We start from the raw sequence: 20,703 nt of genomic DNA, 5'->3' as shown, positions 1-20,703 counted from the left end.
GGGCAGGGGGAGGGGGTTGTCGATGACGAGCACCCGAACCAGCCAACCCATGACCGATCGTTCGGTCAATTTCCAGCCGGCAGTTCCAACGGCGCGCGCCCCCTCCCCCTGCCCCCCTCCCGCAAGGGGAGGGGGGACTCAGAGAGCACGCTCCACCTTGTCCCGCATCCCCCTGCTCCGCACGCTGCGGGACGGCAGCGGCTTCGATGTGGTGCTGGTGCTGTGCGCGGTCGGCTACCTGTTGGTCTTCGCCGCCTTCCCGCTGCTCTACACGCTGGTGATGTCGCTGCAGCAGGTCGACATGTTCTCGCTGGCATCGTTCGACCGGCCCTTCGCCGGGCTGGACAACTACCGTGACGTGTTCGCACGGCCGGAGGCGCTGCAGATCCTGAAGAACACGGTGATCTTCGTGGTGCTATCGATCACCTTCCAGCTCAGCATCGGCTTCGGCCTGGCGCTGTTCTTCCAGCAGCCCTTCCCGGGCGCGACCTATATCCGGGGCGTGTTCCTGGCCGGCTGGATCATGCCAGCGCTGGTGGTCGGCGCGATCTGGAAATGGATCCTCGCCGGCGATTTCGGCGTGCTGAACTACGCCTTGACCAGCCTGCACCTGACCGGCGGCAAGATCTTCTGGCTGTCGGACCCGGACGTGGCCCTGTTCGCGGTGATCATCGCCAATATCTGGCTCGGCATCCCGTTCAACATGATCCTGCTGTCGGTCGGCTTGGCGGCCATCCCGCGCGACCTGTACGAGGCGGCGGAGATCGACGGCGCCCGCGCCGGCCGGCGCTTCCTGCACATCACTTTGCCGATGATGCGGTCGACCCTGGGCGCCGTGGTGTCGCTGGGGATCATCTTCACGCTGCAGCAGTTCGACCTGATCGCGGCGCTGACGAAGGGCGGTCCGGCCAACGCCTCGAACGTCGCCCAGTACTGGTCCTGGCAGATGTCGTTCGAGACCTATGAGATCTCGGCCGGCAGCGTCGTCGCCGTGCTGATGATCGCGCTGGTGATCCTGGTCGCGGCGCTCTATGTCCGGTCGACCGAGCGGGAGCACGCGGCATGATCCGCGCGGATCGGATCGCAGCCTCAGGCCGCCTTGTCGGCATGCGGCTCGATCGCCGCCAGTGTGTCGGCCAACTGGTCGCGCGTCGTCTCGAGGTCCCATTTCGACTGCATATTCATGAACCACTGCGGGTCCACGCCGAAGAAGCGGCCGAGCCGCAGGGCGATGTTGGCGGTGATGCCCTGCCGGCCGTGGCAGATCTCGTTGATCCGGCTGCGCGGCACGCCGATCGCCCTGGCCAGCGCATAGACGGACAGACCCATGGGATCGAGGAACTCCTCCTTCAGGATCTCCCCCGGATGGGGCAGCGGAATGTCGCGCGGCATGGTGAACGGTCCTCAGTGATAATCGACGAACTCGACGTCGTAGGCGTCGCCGTCGCGCCAGGCGAAACAGATCCGGAACTGGTCGTTGACCCGGATCGAGTGCTGGCCCTTGCGATCTCCCTTCAGAGCCTCCAGCCGGTTGCCGGGCGGCACGCGCAGATCGTCGAGCCGGGTCACGGTGTCGAGCAGGAACAGCTTCGTCACGGCGCGGCGGAGGCTGTCGGCCGGAACGCCCTTCACCGCGATGCTCCGGGCGATCTTCTCGGTCCGGGCGTTGGCGAAGGATTTGATCATCGATGCAGAAGCGTACAGGTTTTTTGTACGCTCCGCAAGCTCGAGGGAGTCGGGCCATGAAGCCGGCGAAGCCCTTCATCCTGCTCGGCCTGGCCCTGCTGTTCGCCGCGATCTACCTGTTCCCGCTGTACTGGATGTACGTCACCGCCCTGAAGTCGGGCAGCGAGATCTTCGCCTTCCCGCCGAGCTTCTGGCCCAGCGACCCGCAATGGCAGTTCGGCCGGATCTTCGCCGAGCATGCGATGGATCGCTACCTGTGGAACTCGCTGCTGATCGCGGTCGGCACCACGGTGGTGGCGACCCTGATCGGCACCGGCGCTGCCTATGCCCTGTCGCGCCACCGCAACGCCTGGACCGCGGTGGCGCTGTTCCTGGTGCTGATGCTGCAGGTGCTGCCGCCGTCGCTGATGGTCACGCCGATCTTCGTCGCCTTCAGCCAGGTCGGCCTCCTGGAGACGCCCCGTGCGGCCGTGGTGCTGGCCCAGACGGCCAAGGTGCTGCCGCTCTACATCGTGCTGTGCCGGTCGACCTTCCTGCAGGTGCCGCGCGAACTGGAGGATGCGGCGCGGGTCGACGGCGCCTCGCGCATCGGCGCCTTCCTGCGGATCATGATCCCCCTGGCCCGCAACGGCATCCTGGTGGTGTCGGTGCTGATCTTCCTGCAGTCCTTCGGCGAATACGTCTATTCCCGGTCGCTGATCGCGGCGGAGACCCTGCAGACCGCGACGGTCGGCCTGTCCTCCTTCATGGGCCCGAACACCAATGACTGGGGCGGGATCATGACCTATGCCGCGATCTATGTGACGCCGATCCTGATCGTCTTCGCCCTGCTGCAGCGCCGGATCGTCAGCGGGCTGACGGCCGGGGCGCTGAAGTAAGGGCCCGGCGGAGCCCGGCCAGCAGGACCAGCGCCCAGATCGCCACCGCGAGGATCCCCAGCGTGCCGGCGATCGGCCGCTCGAAGAAGGCCAGCAGGCTGCCGTCTGCCTTGATCATCGAGGTGAAGAAATGATCCTCGAGCATCGGCCCGAGGATCAGGCCCAGGATCATCGGCGCCACCGGAAAGCCGTTCTCCTCCATGACGAAGCCGATCACGCCGAAGACCAGGATCACCAGCACGCCGAGCAGCGAGTTCTCGATCGCGAAGGCGCCGACGATGCAGAACATCAGGATCAGCGGGCTCAGCAGGCTGCGCGGCAGCAGCAGGATCTGCCGGGCCGCCCGGATGGTGGCGAGGCCGAGCGGGATCATCACGATGTTCGCCAGGATGAAGATCAGGAAGATGGCGTACATCTGCGGCGCCTGCTCGAGGAACAGGGTCGGGCCGGGATTCAGCCCCTTCAGGTACAGGACGCCGATGGCGATCGCGGTGATCGAATCCCCAGGGATGCCGAAGACCAGCGCCGGCACCCAGGCGCCGGCCAGGGCCGAGTTGTTGGCCGAGCCGCTTTCGATGATGCCCTCGACATGGCCGGTGCCGAACTTCTCCGGCGTCTTCGAGAAGCGCTTGGACACGGCGTAGGACATCCAGGCGGCGATATCGGCCCCGGCGCCCGGCAGGATGCCGATCACGGTGCCGAGCACGCTGCCGCGCAGGAAGCTTTTCGGATAGGTGAACAGCAGCTTGAACTGGCCGGCCAGCACGTTGCCGGCCGGCTGGCGCGCCACCTCGACCGGCTGGCGGACGGCCAGGACGGCGCGCATCACCTCCGACACCGCGAACAGACCGACCATGACGTTGATGGCGTTGATGCCGCCCATAAGGTCGACGCTGCCGAAGGTGAAGCGCGGCACGCCGGCCGGGTTCTGAAGCCCGATGCAGGAGATGAAGAGGCCGAGCAGCAGCGCCGCGATCCCCTTCGTCACCTGGGCGCCGGAGATGAAGACGGCGCAGGACAGGCCCAGCAGCACCAGCCAGAAATACTCGAAGGAGCTGAAGTTCAGCGCGAAATCGGCCAGGGCCGGCGCCGCCACGATCAGCACCGCCGTGCCGAACAGCCCGCCGAGCGCCGAGAAGAACAGCCCGGCGCCGAGCGCCACCTCCGCCCGCCCCTTGCGGGTCATGGCGTAGGCCTCATCGGTGTAGGCGGCCGAGGCCGGGGTGCCGGGCATGCGCAGGAGGCAGCCCGGGATGTCGCCGGAGAAGATCGCCATCGCCGTGGCGGTGACGATCGCCGCCACCGCCGGGATCGGCGGCATGAAGAAGGTGACCGGGATCAGCAGCGCGGTCGCCATGGTCGCGGTCAGCCCCGGAATGGCGCCGACCAGCATGCCGTAGACGGCCGAGCCGGCGATCACCATCAGGACATAGGGGTCGAAGACCAGTTCGAGGGCCAGCAGCAGGTCGGTCATCGCATCACCCCAGGAGCAGGCCAAGCCAGCCGCGGGGCAGCGGCACGCGCAGCCCCTGGGCGAAGCCGAGATAGAGACCGACGGCCATGACCGCGGCGAAGACCGTCGCGGTCACGATGCGGGCGCCGAGCGTCGCCGCCAGCACCAGCAGGATCGCGAAGGTCACCGGCACGAAGCCGATATGGTCGGCCGCGACGATATAGACGGCCGGCGCTGCCAGGGTCAGGGCGAGGTCGCGCCAGCAGCGGGGCGACCGCGCCCAGTCGCCGAGGCTGAGCGCCGGGCTGCGCTGGCGCAGCCCGGACAGGATCAGCGGCAGGGCGGTGACCGCCAGCGCCACGCCGATGACGAGCGGGAACGACCCCGCCCCGAAGGCCTGGCCCGGCATGGGCGGCTGCCCCGCCGCGGCCCAGGCGATGGCGATGCCGGCCAGCAGCAGGACGGCACCGAAGATCGCGTCGTTGAAGCGCACGGGATGGCTACTGCTTGGCGAGGCCGGTGGCCTTCATCACCTCGCCGAGCGCGTCGTTCGAGGACTTCATATAGGCCGCGAACTCGCCGCCCAGCGCCACCTTGGTGCCGAAGCCGCGGGACTTGACCATGTCCTGGTACTCGGCGCTCTGGACGATCTTGCCGATCGCCTCGGTCAGCTTCCTGGTCACGTCCTCGGGCATGCCCTTGGGCCCGCCGACGCCGCGCCAGGCGCCCATGGTCCAGCCGCTGCCGGTCACGCTCTTCAGCGTCGGCACGTCCGGGTAGAGGGCGCTCGGCTCGGCATCCATGATCGCCAGCGCCTTGACCTTGCCGGCATCGATCAGCGAGCGCGCCTCCGGCAGCGACACCGGGGTGAGCTCGACGCCGCCGGCGACCAGGTCCTGCAGCCCCGGCGCCGCGCCCTGGCTGGGCACCCAGGTCACCGCCGCCGGGTCCAGCCCGGCATCGCGCAGCATGCCGGCCAGCGCCAGGTGCCAGATGCCGCCCTGGCCGGTGCCGGAGGCCTTGAACTTGCCGGGATTGGCCTTGATCGCCTCCAGCAGCGCCTTGACGTCGGCATGCGGGGAGTCGGCCGCCACCTCGATCGCCGCCGGATCGGCGTTGACCAGGGCCAGCGGCGTGTAGCTCTCCCAGGTCAGGTCGGTCAGGCCCTGCCAGTGCATCATGTTGATCTCGACCGTCAGCGTGCCGATGGTGTAGCCGTCGGCCGCGGCGGTCGCGATCGCGGTGTGGCCGACCACGCCGCTGCCGCCGGTGCGGTTCACCACATTGACCGGCTGCCCCAGCTCCTTCTCCAGGAAGGAGGCGAGGATGCGGGAGACGGCGTCGGTGCCGCCGCCGGCCGCCCAGGGCACGATGTAGGTGATCGGCCGCTCCGGCCATTCGGCCTGGGCAGCGGGCGCCGCCACGGCGGCCAGCAGGACGCCGGCCAGGCCGGCGATCACGGTCTTGAGCATGGTTTCCCCCTTCTGTTTGTCGTGAAGTCTGATACGTCCCGGTCTTGGCGCCGGGTTCAGCGCAGGGTGCCGGTCAGTAGCCGCCGCCCTTGGCGTCCTTCCTCGCTCCTTCGCGATAGGCCGTGTACGCGGCCACCGAATCCGAGGCCGCCTGGCGCAGATAGGGCACGTCGCCCCCGCCGGTGACCATCTGGTAGCCGCGGTCGAACAGCTCGGCCCAGGTCGAGGCGCTGCTGGGCACGGTGCCGAGCGGCGTGCCGGTCGGCCGCACCGCATCCTCGATCTGCTTCACCAGCTCCTGCACCCGCGGGTCGTGCAGCTGCTCCAGGAGGCCGATCGAGCCGCCGAGGTCGTTGACGCCGATGAACACCATGTCGATGCCGTCGACCCGGGCAATCGCCGCGGCCTCTGGCACCGCGTCCTTCGACTCGATCTGGGCCAACAGCAGCAGGTTGTCGTTGGCCTTGCGCATGTAGTCCGGCTCGAAGCCGTAGGTCGAGGCGCGTACCGCGCCGGCGGCATAGCCGCGGCGGCCGGCCGGCGGATAGCGGCAGGCGCGGACCAGCGCCTCGGCCTCGGCCGCGCTCTCGATCATCGGCACCATCAGGCTGTCGGCGCCGGCGTCCAGCACCCGCTTCAGCCACACCGGGTCATGCGCCGGCACCCGCACCACCGCCGGGGTGTCCGACGCCTGCACCGCACGCAGCAGGCCAATGGTGTCGTCGATGCCGCCGGGCCCGTGCTCGGTGTCCAGGATGACGAAGTCGAAGCCGGCATGGGCCATGATCTCGGCCACGGTGGGCGAGCCGCTGCCGACCCAGGCGCCGAACAGCTGGTCGCCGCGGCGCAGGCGTTCCTTCAACCGGTTGGGGCGAAACATTCCGGGCTTTCCTCCTCGCTTTGCCGTGAGTGTACGCATCCCGCGTTATGTCCGACAACAGGCCAGCATGGCCGACCCGACCATCCGCCGGTTTTCCCGGCGCCGCTCCGCCCCTATATTCTGCCCGCCATGAACTCACTCGGTTTCGACAAGCCTCCGGCCGCGACGCGGGTCGTGGTCGCCATGTCCGGCGGCGTGGACAGCTCCGTCGTCGCGGCCCAGCTCGCCGAGCAGGGCTACGACGTGGTCGGCATCACGCTGCAGCTGTACGACCACGGCATCGCCATCCAGCGGAAGGGCGCCTGCTGCGCCGGGGCCGACATCTACGACGCCCGCACCGTGGCCGACCGCATCGGCTTCCCGCATTACGTGCTGGATTACGAGAGCCGCTTCGGCCAGGCGGTGATGGATGATTTCGCCGACAGCTATCTGCGCGGCGAGACGCCGATCCCCTGCATCCGCTGCAACCAGAAGGTCAAGTTCCGCGACCTGATGGAGACGGCGCGCGACCTGGGCGCCGACTGCCTGGCCACCGGCCACTATGTCCGCCGGATCGAGGGGCCGCAGGGGCCGGAGCTGCACCGCGCCGTCGACCCGGCCAAGGACCAGAGCTACTTCCTGTTCGCGACCACGCCCGAGCAGCTGGCCTTCCTGCGCTTCCCGCTGGGCGGCAACGCCAAGGCCGCGACCCGGGCCGAGGCGGCGCGGCTGGGGCTGGTCGTGGCCGACAAGCCGGACAGCCAGGACATCTGCTTCGTGCCCGAGGGCCGCTATGGCGAGGTGGTGGCGCGGCTGCGCCCCGGCGCCGTGGGGCCGGGCGAGATCGTGCATCTCGACGGCACCGTGCTGGGCCGGCACCAGGGCATCGTCCACTACACCATCGGCCAGCGGAAGGGCCTGGGCATCGGCGGCCGCAAGTCCAACGACGACCCGCTCTATGTCGTCAGGCTCGACCCCGAGGCCCGGCGGGTGATCGTCGGCCCCTGGTCGGCGCTGGCGCGGCACAGCGTCGCCCTGACCGAGCTGAACTGGCTGGATCGGACGCCGGGCCGCGAGGGCCGGCTGGTCGAGGCCAAGCTGCGCTCCGCCCAGTCGCCGGTGCCGGCCACGGTGCGGCTGACCGGCGCGGGGGAGGCGGTGCTGGAGCTGCATGCGCCGCAGCACGGGGTGGCGCCGGGACAGGCCGCCGTGCTTTATGACGGCGACCGCGTGCTCGGCGGCGGCTTCATCGCCCGGGCCGAGCGCGCCGCCGCCTGATCACAGCATTTCGCGGACAGAAAGGACCCTTTGCCCATGTCGCTCGACGCCCTCGCCGAAGCCGTGCGCGGCCGCGCTGCCGGCGGCCCCGCGCTCGACGCCCGCGTCAAGTTCGACCTCGGCGCCGACGGCTTCATCGTGCTCGACGGCACCGGCCCGGCCCCGGCTGTGTCGATCGGCGACGCCCCGGCCGATGTCACCCTGACGATGAAGGCGGAGACGCTGCGGCGGATGGTCGATGGGTCGCTGAGCCCGACCATGGCCTACATGACCGGCAAGATCAAAGCCAACGGCTCGCTGACCGTAGGAATGAAGCTGGCGGCGCTGCTGGACGACTGAGCGGCCGACGGTAGAGGATCGTTCCTCCGCTTTCTCTTTCCTGTCATGCCCGGGCTTGACCCGGGCATCCAGAGAGCGTCGACACCTTCTGGATTGCCGGGTCAAGCCGGCAATGACAGAGGAGGAAGGCTGCCTCGCCACCAGCCGCCACATTTCGACGGCAGCCGCAGCGTCCGCGCACGACAGGCGCCCGCGCGCAGGGCATGGTCGGGGCACTCATCGAGGAGCCTCCCATGTCCGCCCACCGCCCGCCCGTCACCGACTATCTGCTGCTGGCGCTGCTGGCCACCGTCTGGGGCGCGTCCTACAGCTTCATCAAGCTCGGCGTCGCCACCATCCCGCCGGTGACGCTGATCGCCGCGCGCACCCTGATCGCCGGCGGCATCCTGCTGCTGGTGCTGCGGCTGCGCGGCATCCGCATGCCGACGGACGGGCGGACCTGGCGGCTGTTCGCGGTGCAGGCGCTGGTCAACAGCACCATCCCCTTCGTCATGATCGCCTGGGCCGAGACCGAGGTCGATGCCGGGCTGGCGGCGATCCTGAACTCGACCTCGCCGATCTTCACCTTCCTGTTCACCTGGGCGATCACCCGGCATGAGGCGGTGAGCGGCCGCAAGCTGGTCGGCGTGGCCGCCGGGGTCGCCGGCATCACCCTGGTGATCGGCCTGGACGCCCTGTCGGGCGCCGGCCGGCAGATGCTGCCGCAGCTGGCGATCGTGGCGGCCACCGTGTGCTACGGCGTCGCCGCCATCTTCGGCCGCAACTTCAAGGGGCTGGACCCGATGGTGCCGGCCGCGGGGTCGATGCTGTCCGGCGCCGCCATGCTGATCCCGCTGAGCCTGGTGCTGGACCGGCCCTGGACGCTGACGCCCTCCGCCGCGTCGCTCGGCGCGCTGGCCGGCCTCGCCGTGGTCTCGACCGCCCTGGCCTTCGTGCTCTATTTCCGGCTGATCGCCTCGCTCGGCTCGGTCGCCACCATGGCGCAGGCCTATCTGCGGGTGCCAGTGGGCGTGGCGATCGGCGTGCTGGCCCTGGGCGAGACACCGGCCCCGACCGCGCTGTACGGGCTGGTGCTGGTGGTGATCGGCGTCGCCGCCATGACCTTGCCCGGCCGGGCGCGGAAGGCCCAGGCCGCGTAGCAAGATTTCGTTACAAAACAGCCTCTTCCGGCCCATGGGCCAGGCCATCTATGGTCGACCCGTCCCGACCCGACGACAGATCCTCTCGTGCCTCAGGTCGGGACGCATGGATCGGCCACGGCCTTCCCACAGGCCAGGAGAAGTTTGTGATCCGCCTTGCGACCCTGATCTTGGCCCTGACCCTGGGGCTCGCGGCCTGCGCGCCGCCTCCGCCGCCCCTTCCGGGACCGCCGCCACCGCCCGGCCCCGGCCTCCGTCCCTAGGCGGCCTCACAGCCGGCGCCTCCCCGGCGCCGGCTGTTCGCGTCAGCTGGCCGGCGTGCCCGCCACCACCGCGGTCGGGTCCTTGATCTGCAGCACCCGGGCGGCCACGGCCTTCACCTGGGCGGGCGTCACCGCCTCGATCAGGCCGGGATACTTGTCGATGAAGTCGCGGCCGCGGCCGGCCAGCTGCAGCGACAGCACGTAGGACGCCAGCGCGTCATGCGAGGCGAAGCCCAGCGGATAGCTGCCGATCAGATAGCTCTTCGCCTCCGCCACCTCCTGGTCGGTCGGGCCGTCCTTGGCCAGCCGCGCGATCTCGTCCTGGATCACCGACAGGCTCTCCCCCGCCTTGTCGGCCCGGGTGCCGGCGGTGATCAGCAACAGGCCGGTGTGCTGGAACTGCAGGGTGTTGCTGTCGACCGAATAGGCCAGGCCGCGCTGCTCGCGCACCGCGCGGTACAGCCGCGAGGTGAAGGTCGATCCGCCGAGGATGTGGTTCATCACGATCGCCGGGAAATAGTCCGGGTCGTCGCGCCGCGGCGAGGGGAAGCCGAGCTGGATCGAGGCCTGCGACACCGCCATCGGCACTGTCGCGGTGCCCTTGGCGGCGGGCACGATGTCCGGCACCGGCGTCAGCTCGCCCTTGGCCGGCAGGCCGCCGAAGACCCGGTCCAGCGCCGGGCCCAGCGTGGCGGCGTCGATGTCGCCGACCACGGCCAGGCGCAGCCCGTCGCGGGCGAACATCCGGCGGCGCAGATCCTGCAGGTCGGCGGTGGCGATGGTGGCGACGCTGTCCTTGGTGCCGATCGACGGCCGGCCATAGGGATGGCCGGGGAAGGCGGCGGCGGACCAGCGGTCGTCGGCGATGGTGCCGGGGTCGTTCTCCTGGAAGTTCAGCTCGGCCAGGCGACCGGCCTTGATCCGGTCCAGGTCGCCCTGCGCCAGCTTCGGCTCGGCCAGGGCCAGGCGCAGCAGCTCGAAGGCGGCGTCGCGCTCGGTGGTCAGCGTCTTCAGCCGGCCGCCATTGTAGTCCTGCGAGGTGGAGAAGCCGAGCTGGATCGACCGGTCGGCCAGGGCGGTCTTGAAGCCCGGCGCGTCATAGGGACCGGCGCCCTCGGTCAGCATTTCGCTGAGCAGCGAGGCCAGCCCGGCCTTGCCCTCCGGGTCCTGGGCGGCGCCGCCGTCGAAGGAGAAGGAGACGGTGACGGCCGGGACGGTGTGGTCCTCGACCAGCCAGGCCTCGATGCCGCCGGGGCTGACCACGCGGTCGATCGTGGTCGCGGCGGCGGGCAGCGTGGCGGCGGCGAGCAGAAGGCCGGCTCCGGCGAGAGCGGCACGCAGCGGGGAAAGAATCGGCTTCATAGCGTTTTTCCTTGGCTCGTGCCGGAGGCCATCCCTTCCCCCAACGTGTCATCGCCGGGCTTGACCCGGCAATCCAGGGGCCACCCGGAGCGACATCGAGAGTCCCTGGCTGCCCGGGTCAAGCCCGGGCATGACAGTGAGGAGAAGGGCAGGACCATTCCAGGCATCCCGAGACGGTCAGGGCTGCTTGGCCTGGGTCGCGTCCGCCGGCCGGGTCAGGAACCCGGTGACGGAGCGCTGCGGCTGCAGGTAGGTCTGCGCGGCCTTCTGCACGTCGGCGGCCTTCACTGCGGCGATGGTGCCGGGCCAGTCCTGCACGTCGGCGACGCTGCGGCCCAGCGCCGCCGCCTCGCCGAAGGCCCGGGCCAGCGCGCCCGGATCGTCCTGGCCGTAGATCGCGCCGGCCAGCAGGCGGCGCTTGGCGCGCGCCAGTTCCTCCTCCGGCACCGGCCGGTCGCGCACCTCGGCCAGCACCGCATCCATCGCCGCCTCGAGATCCGGCAGGGCGACATCGCCGCGCGGCACGGCGTAGACGGCAAAGGGGCTGTAGTCGAGCGCGTCGGCGTCATAGCCGGCGCCGGCCATGGCCGCCTTGCCCTGCCCGGTCACCAGGGCGCGGTAGAGCCGCCCGGTCTCGCCGGTCAGCACCGCCGACAGCACCTGCAGCGCCGCGGCCTCGCCCGGCGCCGCGGTCACCACCGAGGGCGCCAGGTAGTTGCGGCGCAGATAGGGCTGGCCGGCGCGGGCGTCGGTCAGCTCCAGCCGTCGCGGGGCGATCGGCTCCGGCTCCTTCGGCCGGACCCGCGGCGGCGGCTCGGCCCGGCGCTTGACCGGCCCGTAGATCTCCTCCGCCTGCGCCTTCACTGCGGCGGGGTCGACATCGCCGGCGATGATCACGGTGGCGTTGTTCGGTGTGTAGAACCGGTCATAGAAGGCCAGCGCCGTCTCGCGCCGCAGCGCCTCGATCTCCGACGGCCAGCCGATCACCGGCGCGCGATAGGGGTGGTTGAGATAGAGCACGGCGTTCATCACCTCGCCCAGGCGCGACGACGGCTCGTTCTCGATCCGCATCCGCCGCTCCTCCAGCACCACGTCACGCTCGGCGTTGACGCGCTTCTCCTCGAGCACGAGGTTCTGCATCCGGTCGGCCTCGTAACGCATCACCAGCGGCAGGTTCTGCTTGGCGACGGACTGGTAGTAGGCGGTGTAATCGGCGGTGGTGAAGGCGTTCTCGACCCCGCCGATCGCCGCCAGCTCCTGCGAGTAGCCCTGCGGGTGCGAGGTGGTGCCATGGAACATCAGATGTTCCAGGAAATGGGCGATGCCCGACTGGCCTGGCGCCTCGTCGGCGGCGCCGACGCGGTACCACACCATCTGCGTCACCACCGGGGCGGTGCCGGCCGGGATGACGATGAACTGCAGCCCGTTCTCGAGGGTGAAGCTCTGCGCCTGCGGCGCGATGCGCAGGTTGTCCGGCAGCGGCGCCGGCGCCGCCAGCGGAGGCCCGCCGGTCGGTGAGACGGGGGGCGCCGCGTCCTGGGCGAAGGACGGCGCGGCGACGGCGGCGCTCAGCACGAAGGCGGCGGCCAGCCGGCGGACGGAGAGGGGCATCGCGGTCATGTCTCTAGGTACCGGAAGCGCCGCCGCCGCGGCAAGCGATGCGGCGATAGTGCGACACTGTCCCGGGCGGCTTGACACGGGCCGCGGCGGGCGCGTATACGCTCGGCCCCGATGGCTGGGTAGCTCAGTGGTAGAGCAGGGGAATCATAATCCCTTGGTCGGGGGTTCAAATCCCTCCCCAGCTACCATCGAATTTCCCGAACGTCCCCGCGGTTTTCCGTGTCGGGACAAGGGCTTGGAAGGTGGAGAGACCGGTCGCGGTTCTCCGCCTTTTTCGTTCGCATCCGTTCTTTTTCGGCAATTCTGGCAATTCCACGCCAGACGATACGCCAGACGGGTTCGCTGAATGTTCCAGAGCGTCGACTCGATTCAATAGCATTGGCCGCAGCCGTGATGGGCCTCACTCTCAGGCATGTCTGGTCGTCATCTTCCTTGCCTGGCTCGCCTCGTCGGCGCCGAGGCCGCAACAGACTGATGGGCTGCCCCTTCCGAAGCGTCCTTTCCCCCCTTCGTAGGCAACAGCATCTCTCTCTGGCGAGGGTCAGGGATTTTGCGGCGCTTGATGGCTTTCTTCTCGCGTGCAGCGGCCGCGGCCGGCTGCATCGGCTCGCCCCAGCTAACCGGAAGGTCGAATCCATTGCGATCAAGAAGTTGGGCAACCGTCCGGATTTGAATTCTAGCGACCGGCCGGCCGGGCAAATCGGTCATTCCAGCAGCTGCCGCCTCACGCTCCATCTCTCGCGTTGGCGGCCGGAGCAGGATCAATAGTCCGCAAGCTGCCCCCTCTCGCTCGATCGTACCACGCAAATCGCGCACCATCGCCGGATTGAGATGATCGCCGCCCTTCACTGACATAAGGGCTTGGGCGACGTCGCCCGAGCCGGTTGGGAAAAAGCGTTGGCCGTCCACTCCCCGGTCTCGCCCCTTCTTACCATCCTGGTATGGGGTGCCTTGCGCCAACCATATGGCCCAGATCTGGAACTGATGCTTGTTCCTGCGGGCCAGCTCTACTGCCCCTTCGAAGTCAGTCGGCCGCCCGATCACGTCGAACTCGGCCCGATCGAACGCCTTGACGATCCTGCCCTCGATTACCTCGATTGCAAGGTGAGTCACGTCGATACCAATCCAGCGTCTATCTAGCTTCTGAGCAGCATGAACTGCAGTGCCACAGCCGCAGAAGGGGTCCAGAACCAAATCGCCGGGCCTAGATGCCGCGGAAACGATGCGTTCGAGAAGGGCGAGAGGCTTCTGCGTGGGATAACCAATTCGTTCTTGCGCCTGAGAGTTGACCGGAGGGATGTCGACCCACACGTCGCCCACTGCTACGCCGCGGCTGCACTCCAGATAGCGCTTTTCTCTCGGTACGGCTCCAGGGCGTGACTGCAAAACCCTACCGTCTCTGATCATCTGGTCCATGCGCTCTTTCGAGTAGCGCCAATAACGTGTAACCCCAAGAACCTCGTAGCTGGGGTTCCCTTTAGCGGCCCCTCCTGGTCCGGTCATGTCCCACAGACCATAGCGGCGCCCTTCTTCATCAAGGTATGGATATTTACTTTTGATATAGCTCTCTTCATGATCAATGAAAATTGGAGCAAATATTGCATTCGACGTCTTTCCATAGAATAAAATCGAATCATGTACTCTCGGAAAATAATCCGTACCCTGACTATAGTTGCTCTTTGAACTCGTTCTCTTCCAAATGATCTCGTTTTTGAAGCCGGCCGATCCGAATATAGAATCCAGAATGATTTTCAGATAATGACTTGAGGTCGGGTCGCAATGCAGACAGAGCGATGCTGTCGGGCGCAGGCATCGATGCAGCTCCATAAGGCGAACTGTCATCATTGCAAGATAGGCCATTACGTCGCTTTCGCCGAGAAAACTCCTTAGTGATCGGAGAAGACCTGCGGCGTCAGAACCCATCCGAATCACATCGTGATAGGCCCCAGCCGCAGCATCCCCCCAATGCCAGGTGTCGTCGAAAGCCTCGATTTGGGCATCCGCTTGCCGGCCAGACGCAGACCGAAACAATAGGTTGTATGTGGCGTTGCTGTTGAAGGGCGGATCTAGGTAGACAAGATCAACCGTTTCGTCCTTGATGTGCTCCCTCAGGACATCAAGATTGTCACCAAAATAGAGGTGATTCATGTGAATGCCTCCAGAATATTCTGGAAGCTTGCTCATGCATTGTTACGCGATGCAAGAGGGGGTGAAGCAGGGATTCAACCTGCGTCCCCTCCCGTGTGAAGGGAGTGCTCGCGGACATGGAGTTCGAATCCCGAGCGGCTGAGTTCGAATCCCGAATAGGGAGCCGCGTGTTTTCAGGCGCTTACCTCGGCGCCTCACCTACCGTTCCGCTGCGCCTTGCCGCCGGAGGGCGTCCCGCCTACGCTATCCGCCTGGGGATCGTCACCACAGCCGGGATGGGCATCCATGGCGACCCCAGAGCGCAAATTCGCGGTCCGCTACTACTTCATTGATCCGAAGGACGGCCAGATCCTGGTGGCCAGCAAGGCGTTGCTCGACGCCTTCCTGACGCGGCGCCGGTTTATCCCGAATTGGGCTGGGATGAGGATCCGCATGGTACAGGTGATTGCCAGGGTCGCCGGCGACCGATTGCACATCGCCGATATCAAGGGAAGCTACATGCACTTCGATGGCGAGGGTCACTGGGATCGATCCAGGGAGGCGGCGACGGCAATGGCCCATTTCGAGCTCGCATACCCCGGCGACCTCCCGGACGATCATCACCGCCGTCGCTTCATCCAGAGACGGGTTGCCGCGAGCCGATGGCACGTGGGCGGCCACGTCTTGGCGGCGATCCTGGATGACGTCGAAGGTGGCAAGCGGGTGAAAGGTAAGGCGCCATGGCGATGGGCGCCTCTGTCAGAAGCTGATGCCGACTTCGAATAGGCCCGCAATGCCTCTCCCCTCCGATATCGACCTCTGGCGGTCGGCCGGCATCATGGTCCGCAAGCATGGATCGCAGGCGCCGACCGCATCGAACGACCGGGCGAAGCACCTTGAGGCGGCGGGGAATCGGGACGGCGCTGCGGCCTGGCGCCTGATCGCGCAGCGGTGCGAGCAGCTGTTGAACCAGGAAGGGACGAGGCAGTAGACATCGGCCCATGCGCGCCGTGATAGCCCTCCTCCTCGCCCTCTCCTCCCCTGCCCTCGCCGCGGTCGAAGTCGTCGACGGCGACACCATCCGTGTCGACGGCCAGCGGGTTCGGCTGTGGGGCTATGACGCGCCCGAGCGCCGGCAGACCTGCATGATCAATGGCGTCGAGCGCGCGATCGGAGAGGAGGCCACAGAGGGGCTGAAGGCGATCCTTGCCGGCGGCGAGCTGCAGTGCGTGACCAAGGACCGCGACCGCTACGGCCGGACGGTCGCCGACTGCCAGGCCGGCGGCCAGAGCATCGGCGACGCCATGGTCCGGTCGGGCTGGGCCTGGGCCTTGCCGCGGTACAGCCGAGAGCGATTTCTACCGGCGCAGGAGGAGGCAGAGAGGACTGGTCGCGGGGTCTGGGCAGGGCACGCCAACTGTGAGGCGCCGGCGCGGTTCAGGCAGGAACATCGCCGATAGATCAGCGGCTTGGGTCACGGTCGGCCTTGCGTCATGGCTGTGTCGCCTTCAGTCGCAATGGCACTTTGATATACAATTCATCTTTATTTTCGCAAAACTACACTATATTAAACGACCCATCCCGGTGAAAATCGGTAATTATTAAATAATATGGCGATTATATATTTCATGCTGCTGATAACATTATAATGACCACTCCAAACAAAATTCCAAAATGCCTGTTTTCCACAATTGTGCGTTGAGAAGGCCACAAAGAAATGCTCTGAATTTGGCGTTACCAACCTTCATTTGGAGCTAGCCATGGCGACCTTCACCGGCACTGAAGGTGCAGATATTCTTCCATCACTCCTTCTTGGTCCCGTTCAGGCCCTCGGCAACGACACGATTAACGGGCTGGGCGGCGACGACATCATTGCCGGATATTCCGGCAATGACATTATCAACGGAGGGGCCGGCGCCGACGTCCTGATCGGCGGCATCCTCAACGTTGTCGGCGGTATCGGTGGTATCCAGCTCTCGGGCGTCGATACGGCGGATTATTCGACATCGACGTCTGCCGTCTTTGTCAACCTCGCCGCCACGGGCAATCTCGACATCGACATCCTTGGCATCCACCTCGGGCTGACGGGCGTCACCACCGGCCGCGGCGGCGAAGCCGAAGGCGACAGCCTGATCGGCTTCACCAACCTGTCGGGGTCCAGCTTCGACGACTATCTGGGCGGCAACTCCGACGAGAACACCCTGACCGGCGGCGCAGGCAATGATAACCTGGCGGGGAACGGGGGCGCCGATGTGCTGGATGGCGGTGCCGGCACCCAGGACATGGCCGACTACATCGCTTCCAGTGCGGGGGTCACGGTCAGCCTCGTCACTGGCACCGGCACTGGCGGCGACGCGGCCGGCGACACGCTGACGGGCATCGAATGGCTGCGTGGCAGCGCCTTCAGCGATTCCCTGACAGGCGATGGTGGTGCCAACCGTCTGTCCGCGCACCGGCACTGGCGGCGACGCGGCCGGCGACACGCTGACGGGCATCGAATGGCTGCGTGGCAGCGCCTTCAGCGATTCCCTGACAGGCGATGGTGGTGCCAACCGTCTGTCCGGCCTGGCCGGCACGGACACGCTCGACGGCGGTGACGGGAACGATCAGTTGATCGGTGGTGCCGGGGCCGACGTTCTGACCGGTGGCGCGGGATTCGACACCGCTCTCTACGACAACGCATCCGTCGGCGTGACCGCGAACCTGGCCAATCCGTCAGCGAATACGGGCGATGCCGCCGGCGACACGTACAGCAGCATCGAGAACCTCGTCGGCAGCGCCTTCGCGGACACTCTGACCGGCGACAGCGGTTCCAACTATCTCCAAGGATGGAACGGTGACGACGTGCTGAACGGCGGAGGCGGTGCCGACATCCTGAACGGTGGGCTTGGTGCGGACACCTTCGTCTTCTCCTCCATCGCGGACTCCACCGCCAAGGCGCCGGACCGCATCAACGACTTCTCCCAGAGCCAGGGAGACAAGATCGACCTGTCAGGCATCACCCATGGCAGCGGCACTTTCATCGGCACGGAGGATTTCACCCATCACGCCGGTGAGGTCCGCATCGTCGAGGGAACAACCCAGACTGCCGTGTATATCGACGCCAATGGCGACGGCACGGCCGACGCACAGATTCGCTTGTTCACAGCGGTCGCTCTGACGGCGAGCGATTTCACGCTCTAATCGAACCGCGCCGTCGGAAAAGGGGCTGTCTGTTCGCTCGGGCAGCCCCGAAGCCTAGGAGCGGGGCATGCCAATCGCGAGACGCCAGCGTGGCTCGGATGGGAGCATGGCGGCAGATTCCTGCTGGGCATAGAACTTCCAAACGGAACAAGTTCCTGCCGTTGTGCGTCAATAGGATGGGGTGCCCGCAAGCGCCCCAGACTCCCCTCGGCCCCGCCCAGTTTCGGCGGGGTTCTTTTTGAGGGGCGTCGACCCGATTGCAAGGGAGGTCCTTACGAAGCGGGTCGACGCCGGGCGCCGGTTGTCGGTGACGTGCGCCCGAGACATAAAAACCTATTCCTGCGATGCGTTCCATCAGCAGGAGGAACCTAGCCAATTGCTGCCCGTTTAGGCGTAAGAGAATTTCGGGTTTTGAACGCCATGGCGACCACAAATTACGAGGACCCGGCTGCCTGGAGGGTCGAAATTTACGACAACCGCGGCGTTGCATCCTGCGGTCGTTATCGCGCTGTTGTCCGGTTTCGTGGCGGCGGTCCCTTGTGCCTGGTTTGGACAGAAGCGCCTGACGCGGAGCTTGGCAGTGCGAGGCTGCAGGCCGTGGTTCGCGAGGCCTGCTATCGGGCGCTGGGCGAGGGCAAATAGCGTGAGTTGGAGACGACACAACGCCCGACTGCCGCGAGCATCCCGGCTGCACGGCTTGGGGAGCGTTCGGGTCGCCCGGTCCGCGTGGGGAGGCCGTCTGGCACTGCCAGGAGCGTGACCCGTTCGGCGGGAGGGGAGCGAGGGGAGAGCGCAGCAACGCGTCGTCAGATGACCCGGATCGCGATCCGCTGTATTCTGGTCCGCTGCATCCCGATATCCCAGATGATTTCCGAGCGAGATTTTGATTGTCTGCAGAGTTGCGGCGCGCCAAAGAGCGCTACGAACGCGATCGTGACACAGCCAGGCGGGAAGCCGCCCTCAACCTCAGGCCGCATTTGGCGGTCGATTTTCGCTTGTCCGGATGGACAGGGAAAACCCTGGGCGCCTACTTCGACCAGTGGGGGCCGGCCGACCGCCATCCCGATGGGGATTGGGATTGGCCTGAAATCATCCGCAGGCACAATGACGCAGACCGGTTAGATATCGCCATTTGGGGGCCCGACGATAGGTTATGCGGTTTGGCTCTGGGCCTCACAAAAGGTCGTGCCATCGAGATCCGATATGTGGAAGGTGACCCAAGGGCCGATTGCCCCCTAACCGGAAGGCGGATTTTGATCGTCCTTGAATGTGCCGCAATTTATGCGCAGGCTATGGGCAAGGCAGAATTGCATGTGCAGCCAGTGAATGCGTCGCTTGTCGATCTATATCAGGTGAAGTACGGGTTCACGCTCGCGTCGCCGAGAAAGCAGAGCCCATATTACTGGAAGAAGGTGTGAAATGAAAGCGCTTCAGTGGGCGAAACGGGCTGCGGCCAGAGTTTCGCTGTCCCAGAAGCCGCTGCCTGAGCCCGAGGCCGTCAATGCTCAGCCTCGGGATCGCACTGGCTTCTTCGCCGGCCTTACGGCTGAGCAAAGGAAGATGGCCTTGGATTATCGAGGCCCCGAAAATCATGGCGATATCCAGTTTCGCCGCAACCGCCCAGCCAAGGCTTAGGCGACCAGATGGCAGCAGAGCCCCGCTTCGGCGGGGCTCTTTCGTTTCACCGCAGGCTGTAGAACAGCAAGACGGCATTCATCGCGACCCTGAGCGCCGCATTGATCTTGTCCTGGGTCGAGCCGTCGATCGGATAGCTCTTCGCCTCCGCGATGGCTTGGTCGGCGACGGCGGATGCCTTGGCCACACCATCGGCGAAGGCCGGGCTCGAACACACCGGCAGCTTCAGGGCGATGCAGGTGGCGGCCGCGGCCTTCCCGACCGCGACGTACCCCTCCGCATAGGCGATGTTCTTCTGGATGCCGCTCGTATCTGCAGGCGCAGCGCCGCCAGCAGCAGGAGCGCAGCCAGACAGAAACCCGATCACCGCCAGTGCGGCGAGGAAGGCCACGCCGGTGGCGACGGGCGGGCTGCGGAGTACGGAATTGCTGGACGGCGTTACCTTGGCGTCGGCGGCCAGCTTCTCCTTCGGCAGGTAGCCGCCGATCAGGGCGCCAAGCGCGGTGCCGATCACGGCCGCCACTGTCGCCGGCATCTCCGCGCCGGTGCCGGCCAGGCCGAACACGCCATTCCAGAGCCACAGGATGACACTGTCCAGGCCGCTGACGGTCGCGGTGCCAGCGGCGATTGCGCCGACCACGGCGCCGAGCACCTTGCGGCTGAGGTCGCTCCAGTTGCGGGTCACGGTCTCCATGGTCACTTCTCCTCAGCAGGAAGGGCGACGCGAGCCGGCTGGAAGATGGCCCTGTTGACGGCCATGAAGCCCTGCTCGATGTGGGCGCGGCCGATGGCGTACCAGCGCTGATCGACGACGCCCGGCGCCGCAGTGGCAGCGAGGTCGTCGAGAAGCCGGAGCACGCGCTCCTCCATCTCCTTGTTGCGGTTCACGAGCGCGACCTTGTCGTCGCTCTGCGGGCGGTAGCCGGCGACCGGCAGGCCCTGATGTTCAGCCATGCTGATGCCCCTCCTCCGGGCATAAAAAAGCCCGCTCGAAGGCGGGCGGGTTGATCTGGCAGGTATCTACGGCAATGCCGCATATTCGCTTGCGCTCGATACGGCATTGCCGTATATCATGTGCGCATGAAGACCGTCGTCGAAACCCCCGCCTACCTCGCCGCCGCCAAGGATGCCGGCATGACCGAGGCGGAGCGTACCGCCGCAGTCCTGACCCTCGCGGCGAACCCGGAAGCCGGCGACCTGATCCAAGGGACCGGCGGCTGCCGCAAGGTTCGCGTCGCCGGTCGCGGCAAGGGCAAGAGCGGCGGGTATCGGGTGATCACCTATTTCGCGCTGGGCGCGGGCCGGGTGTTCCTGCTGACGGTCTTCAGCAAGGGCGAACGGTCGGACTTGTCGCCGAAGGAGAAAGCGGCCCTCGCCGCCGTGGCGAAGACGATCGATAGATAGGAGGA

The 20,703-nt window shown here is 66.8% G+C and carries 23 protein-coding genes and 1 tRNA gene; 13 read left to right on the top strand and 11 right to left on the bottom strand.

Annotation, left to right across the window (positions count from 1 at the left end):
- Positions 1–157 precede the first annotated feature (157 nt).
- Entirely contained in the window at positions 158–1,066 is a 909-nt protein-coding gene (locus BWR60_RS09760) for a carbohydrate ABC transporter permease (RefSeq protein ID WP_179221704.1), read from the top strand.
- Positions 1,067–1,089: 23 nt separating this feature from the next.
- Here BWR60_RS09760 and BWR60_RS09755 read toward each other — a convergent pair whose 3' ends face one another.
- Both BWR60_RS09755 and BWR60_RS09750 read right to left on the bottom strand, forming a co-directional pair.
- A complete protein-coding gene (locus BWR60_RS09755; RefSeq protein ID WP_088150820.1) occupies positions 1,090–1,392 on the bottom strand; it encodes a HigA family addiction module antitoxin in 303 nt (100 codons plus the stop codon).
- Between the two features lie 12 nt (positions 1,393–1,404).
- Positions 1,405–1,686: a type II toxin-antitoxin system RelE/ParE family toxin gene (locus BWR60_RS09750; protein WP_088150819.1), complete on the bottom strand. Its 282-nt coding sequence runs from the start codon at positions 1,684–1,686 to the stop codon at positions 1,405–1,407.
- Positions 1,687–1,742: 56 nt separating this feature from the next.
- Here BWR60_RS09750 and BWR60_RS09745 point away from each other — a divergent pair, with 56 nt between their 5' ends.
- The gene (locus BWR60_RS09745) at positions 1,743–2,564 is read left to right on the top strand and encodes a carbohydrate ABC transporter permease (protein WP_088150818.1); all 822 of its coding nucleotides are present in this window, start codon (positions 1,743–1,745) and stop codon (positions 2,562–2,564) included.
- Here BWR60_RS09745 and BWR60_RS09740 read toward each other — a convergent pair.
- The 4 genes from BWR60_RS09740 to BWR60_RS09725 all read right to left on the bottom strand — a co-directional run bounded on the left by BWR60_RS09740 (position 2,533) and on the right by BWR60_RS09725 (position 6,369).
- The gene (locus BWR60_RS09740) at positions 2,533–4,038 is read right to left on the bottom strand and encodes a tripartite tricarboxylate transporter permease (protein WP_088150817.1); all 1,506 of its coding nucleotides are present in this window, start codon (positions 4,036–4,038) and stop codon (positions 2,533–2,535) included. The genes BWR60_RS09745 and BWR60_RS09740 overlap by 32 nt on opposite strands.
- A 4-nt stretch (positions 4,039–4,042) precedes the next feature.
- Positions 4,043–4,510 (bottom strand): tripartite tricarboxylate transporter TctB family protein, encoded by a 468-nt coding sequence (locus tag BWR60_RS09735; protein ID WP_088150816.1) that lies wholly within the window; start codon positions 4,508–4,510, stop codon positions 4,043–4,045.
- Positions 4,511–4,517: 7 nt separating this feature from the next.
- On the bottom strand, positions 4,518–5,489 hold the full coding sequence (locus tag BWR60_RS09730) for a tripartite tricarboxylate transporter substrate binding protein (RefSeq protein ID WP_088150815.1): 972 nt from the start codon (positions 5,487–5,489) through the stop codon (positions 4,518–4,520).
- Positions 5,490–5,562: 73 nt separating this feature from the next.
- On the bottom strand, positions 5,563–6,369 hold the full coding sequence (locus BWR60_RS09725; RefSeq protein WP_088150814.1) for an HpcH/HpaI aldolase family protein: 807 nt from the start codon (positions 6,367–6,369) through the stop codon (positions 5,563–5,565).
- Between the two features lie 129 nt (positions 6,370–6,498).
- Here BWR60_RS09725 and mnmA point away from each other — a divergent pair, with 129 nt between their 5' ends.
- The 3 genes from mnmA to BWR60_RS09710 all read left to right on the top strand — a co-directional run bounded on the left by mnmA (position 6,499) and on the right by BWR60_RS09710 (position 9,104).
- Positions 6,499–7,626 carry a tRNA 2-thiouridine(34) synthase MnmA gene (mnmA, locus tag BWR60_RS09720; protein WP_088150813.1) on the top strand — a complete coding sequence of 376 codons (1,128 nt, stop codon included), beginning with the start codon at positions 6,499–6,501 and terminating at the stop codon, positions 7,624–7,626.
- A 36-nt stretch (positions 7,627–7,662) separates the two neighbouring features.
- Entirely contained in the window at positions 7,663–7,965 is a 303-nt protein-coding gene (locus tag BWR60_RS09715) for an SCP2 sterol-binding domain-containing protein (protein WP_088150812.1), read from the top strand.
- A 233-nt stretch (positions 7,966–8,198) separates the two neighbouring features.
- A complete protein-coding gene (locus BWR60_RS09710; RefSeq protein WP_088150811.1) occupies positions 8,199–9,104 on the top strand; it encodes a DMT family transporter in 906 nt (301 codons plus the stop codon).
- Positions 9,105–9,409: 305 nt separating this feature from the next.
- On the opposite strand, the gene BWR60_RS09705 is transcribed toward BWR60_RS09710, so the two are convergent.
- Together BWR60_RS09705 and BWR60_RS09700 are read right to left on the bottom strand one after the other, a co-directional pair.
- A complete protein-coding gene (locus BWR60_RS09705; protein ID WP_088150810.1) occupies positions 9,410–10,729 on the bottom strand; it encodes a M16 family metallopeptidase in 1,320 nt (439 codons plus the stop codon).
- A gap of 177 nt (positions 10,730–10,906) precedes the next feature.
- A complete protein-coding gene (locus BWR60_RS09700) occupies positions 10,907–12,349 on the bottom strand; it encodes a M16 family metallopeptidase (protein WP_088150809.1) in 1,443 nt (480 codons plus the stop codon).
- Positions 12,350–12,462: 113 nt separating this feature from the next.
- Here BWR60_RS09700 and BWR60_RS09695 point away from each other — a divergent pair.
- Positions 12,463–12,537, top strand: a tRNA-Met gene (locus BWR60_RS09695).
- A 235-nt stretch (positions 12,538–12,772) separates the two neighbouring features.
- Here the strand turns inward: BWR60_RS09695 and BWR60_RS09690 are convergent.
- Entirely contained in the window at positions 12,773–14,497 is a 1,725-nt protein-coding gene (locus BWR60_RS09690) for a site-specific DNA-methyltransferase (RefSeq protein ID WP_088150808.1), read from the bottom strand.
- A gap of 285 nt (positions 14,498–14,782) precedes the next feature.
- On the opposite strand from BWR60_RS09690, the gene BWR60_RS09685 reads away from it, so the two are divergent.
- The 6 genes from BWR60_RS09685 (at position 14,783) to BWR60_RS36290 (ending at position 19,077) form a co-directional block, all read left to right on the top strand.
- The gene (locus tag BWR60_RS09685) at positions 14,783–15,262 is read left to right on the top strand and encodes a hypothetical protein (protein WP_088150807.1); all 480 of its coding nucleotides are present in this window, start codon (positions 14,783–14,785) and stop codon (positions 15,260–15,262) included.
- The gene (locus tag BWR60_RS38975; protein WP_429913019.1) at positions 15,246–15,467 is read left to right on the top strand and encodes a DUF6961 family protein; all 222 of its coding nucleotides are present in this window, start codon (positions 15,246–15,248) and stop codon (positions 15,465–15,467) included. The genes BWR60_RS09685 and BWR60_RS38975 overlap by 17 nt, the downstream gene beginning before the upstream one ends.
- Positions 15,468–15,477: 10 nt before the next feature.
- Positions 15,478–15,936, top strand: a complete 459-nt coding sequence (locus BWR60_RS09675) for a thermonuclease family protein (RefSeq protein WP_088150805.1) — start codon at positions 15,478–15,480, stop codon at positions 15,934–15,936.
- A gap of 300 nt (positions 15,937–16,236) precedes the next feature.
- The gene (locus BWR60_RS38090; RefSeq protein ID WP_144445575.1) at positions 16,237–17,073 is read left to right on the top strand and encodes a calcium-binding protein; all 837 of its coding nucleotides are present in this window, start codon (positions 16,237–16,239) and stop codon (positions 17,071–17,073) included.
- Positions 16,961–17,659 carry a calcium-binding protein gene (locus BWR60_RS09670; RefSeq protein WP_429913020.1) on the top strand — a complete coding sequence of 233 codons (699 nt, stop codon included), beginning with the start codon at positions 16,961–16,963 and terminating at the stop codon, positions 17,657–17,659. Before BWR60_RS38090 ends, BWR60_RS09670 begins: the two co-directional genes overlap by 113 nt.
- Positions 17,660–18,546: 887 nt before the next feature.
- Positions 18,547–19,077 (top strand): hypothetical protein, encoded by a 531-nt coding sequence (locus BWR60_RS36290; RefSeq protein WP_144445574.1) that lies wholly within the window; start codon positions 18,547–18,549, stop codon positions 19,075–19,077.
- Positions 19,078–19,340: 263 nt separating this feature from the next.
- Here BWR60_RS36290 and BWR60_RS09665 read toward each other — a convergent pair whose 3' ends face one another.
- Both BWR60_RS09665 and BWR60_RS09660 read right to left on the bottom strand, forming a co-directional pair.
- Positions 19,341–19,988: a hypothetical protein gene (locus tag BWR60_RS09665; protein ID WP_088150803.1), complete on the bottom strand. Its 648-nt coding sequence runs from the start codon at positions 19,986–19,988 to the stop codon at positions 19,341–19,343.
- Between the two features lie 2 nt (positions 19,989–19,990).
- Positions 19,991–20,248 carry a DUF7681 family protein gene (locus tag BWR60_RS09660; protein ID WP_088150802.1) on the bottom strand — a complete coding sequence of 86 codons (258 nt, stop codon included), beginning with the start codon at positions 20,246–20,248 and terminating at the stop codon, positions 19,991–19,993.
- A gap of 126 nt (positions 20,249–20,374) precedes the next feature.
- Between BWR60_RS09660 and BWR60_RS09655 the strand changes: the two genes are divergently transcribed.
- Positions 20,375–20,698: a type II toxin-antitoxin system RelE/ParE family toxin gene (locus BWR60_RS09655; RefSeq protein ID WP_088150801.1), complete on the top strand. Its 324-nt coding sequence runs from the start codon at positions 20,375–20,377 to the stop codon at positions 20,696–20,698.
- Positions 20,699–20,703: the final 5 nt, after the last annotated feature.

This window comes from Inquilinus limosus (assembly GCF_002195995.1).
GTDB classification, from domain to species: Bacteria; Pseudomonadota; Alphaproteobacteria; order DSM-16000; family Inquilinaceae; genus Inquilinus; species Inquilinus limosus_C.
The sequence above is the reverse complement of the archived record's forward strand: the minus strand, read 5'-3'. Positions and strand labels throughout refer to the sequence as shown.

What these genes read in the sequence shown, in the direction of transcription:
- BWR60_RS09755 (WP_088150820.1), bottom strand. Translation starts at nt 1,392, where the DNA reads ATGCCGCGCGACATTCCGCTGCCCCATCCGGGGGAGATCCTGAAGGAG.
- BWR60_RS09750 (WP_088150819.1), bottom strand. Translation starts at nt 1,686, where the DNA reads ATGATCAAATCCTTCGCCAACGCCCGGACCGAGAAGATCGCCCGGAGC.
- BWR60_RS09745 (WP_088150818.1), top strand. Translation starts at nt 1,743, where the DNA reads ATGAAGCCGGCGAAGCCCTTCATCCTGCTCGGCCTGGCCCTGCTGTTC.
- BWR60_RS09740 (WP_088150817.1), bottom strand. Translation starts at nt 4,038, where the DNA reads ATGACCGACCTGCTGCTGGCCCTCGAACTGGTCTTCGACCCCTATGTC.
- BWR60_RS09730 (WP_088150815.1), bottom strand. Translation starts at nt 5,489, where the DNA reads ATGCTCAAGACCGTGATCGCCGGCCTGGCCGGCGTCCTGCTGGCCGCC.
- BWR60_RS09725 (WP_088150814.1), bottom strand. Translation starts at nt 6,369, where the DNA reads ATGTTTCGCCCCAACCGGTTGAAGGAACGCCTGCGCCGCGGCGACCAG.
- mnmA (WP_088150813.1), top strand. Translation starts at nt 6,499, where the DNA reads ATGAACTCACTCGGTTTCGACAAGCCTCCGGCCGCGACGCGGGTCGTG.
- BWR60_RS09715 (WP_088150812.1), top strand. Translation starts at nt 7,663, where the DNA reads ATGTCGCTCGACGCCCTCGCCGAAGCCGTGCGCGGCCGCGCTGCCGGC.
- BWR60_RS09710 (WP_088150811.1), top strand. Translation starts at nt 8,199, where the DNA reads ATGTCCGCCCACCGCCCGCCCGTCACCGACTATCTGCTGCTGGCGCTG.
- BWR60_RS09705 (WP_088150810.1), bottom strand. Translation starts at nt 10,729, where the DNA reads ATGAAGCCGATTCTTTCCCCGCTGCGTGCCGCTCTCGCCGGAGCCGGC.
- BWR60_RS09700 (WP_088150809.1), bottom strand. Translation starts at nt 12,349, where the DNA reads ATGACCGCGATGCCCCTCTCCGTCCGCCGGCTGGCCGCCGCCTTCGTG.
- BWR60_RS09690 (WP_088150808.1), bottom strand. Translation starts at nt 14,497, where the DNA reads ATGAATCACCTCTATTTTGGTGACAATCTTGATGTCCTGAGGGAGCAC.
- BWR60_RS09685 (WP_088150807.1), top strand. Translation starts at nt 14,783, where the DNA reads ATGGCGACCCCAGAGCGCAAATTCGCGGTCCGCTACTACTTCATTGAT.
- BWR60_RS38975 (WP_429913019.1), top strand. Translation starts at nt 15,246, where the DNA reads ATGCCGACTTCGAATAGGCCCGCAATGCCTCTCCCCTCCGATATCGAC.
- BWR60_RS09675 (WP_088150805.1), top strand. Translation starts at nt 15,478, where the DNA reads ATGCGCGCCGTGATAGCCCTCCTCCTCGCCCTCTCCTCCCCTGCCCTC.
- BWR60_RS38090 (WP_144445575.1), top strand. Translation starts at nt 16,237, where the DNA reads ATGGCGACCTTCACCGGCACTGAAGGTGCAGATATTCTTCCATCACTC.
- BWR60_RS09665 (WP_088150803.1), bottom strand. Translation starts at nt 19,988, where the DNA reads ATGGAGACCGTGACCCGCAACTGGAGCGACCTCAGCCGCAAGGTGCTC.
- BWR60_RS09660 (WP_088150802.1), bottom strand. Translation starts at nt 20,248, where the DNA reads ATGGCTGAACATCAGGGCCTGCCGGTCGCCGGCTACCGCCCGCAGAGC.
- BWR60_RS09655 (WP_088150801.1), top strand. Translation starts at nt 20,375, where the DNA reads ATGAAGACCGTCGTCGAAACCCCCGCCTACCTCGCCGCCGCCAAGGAT.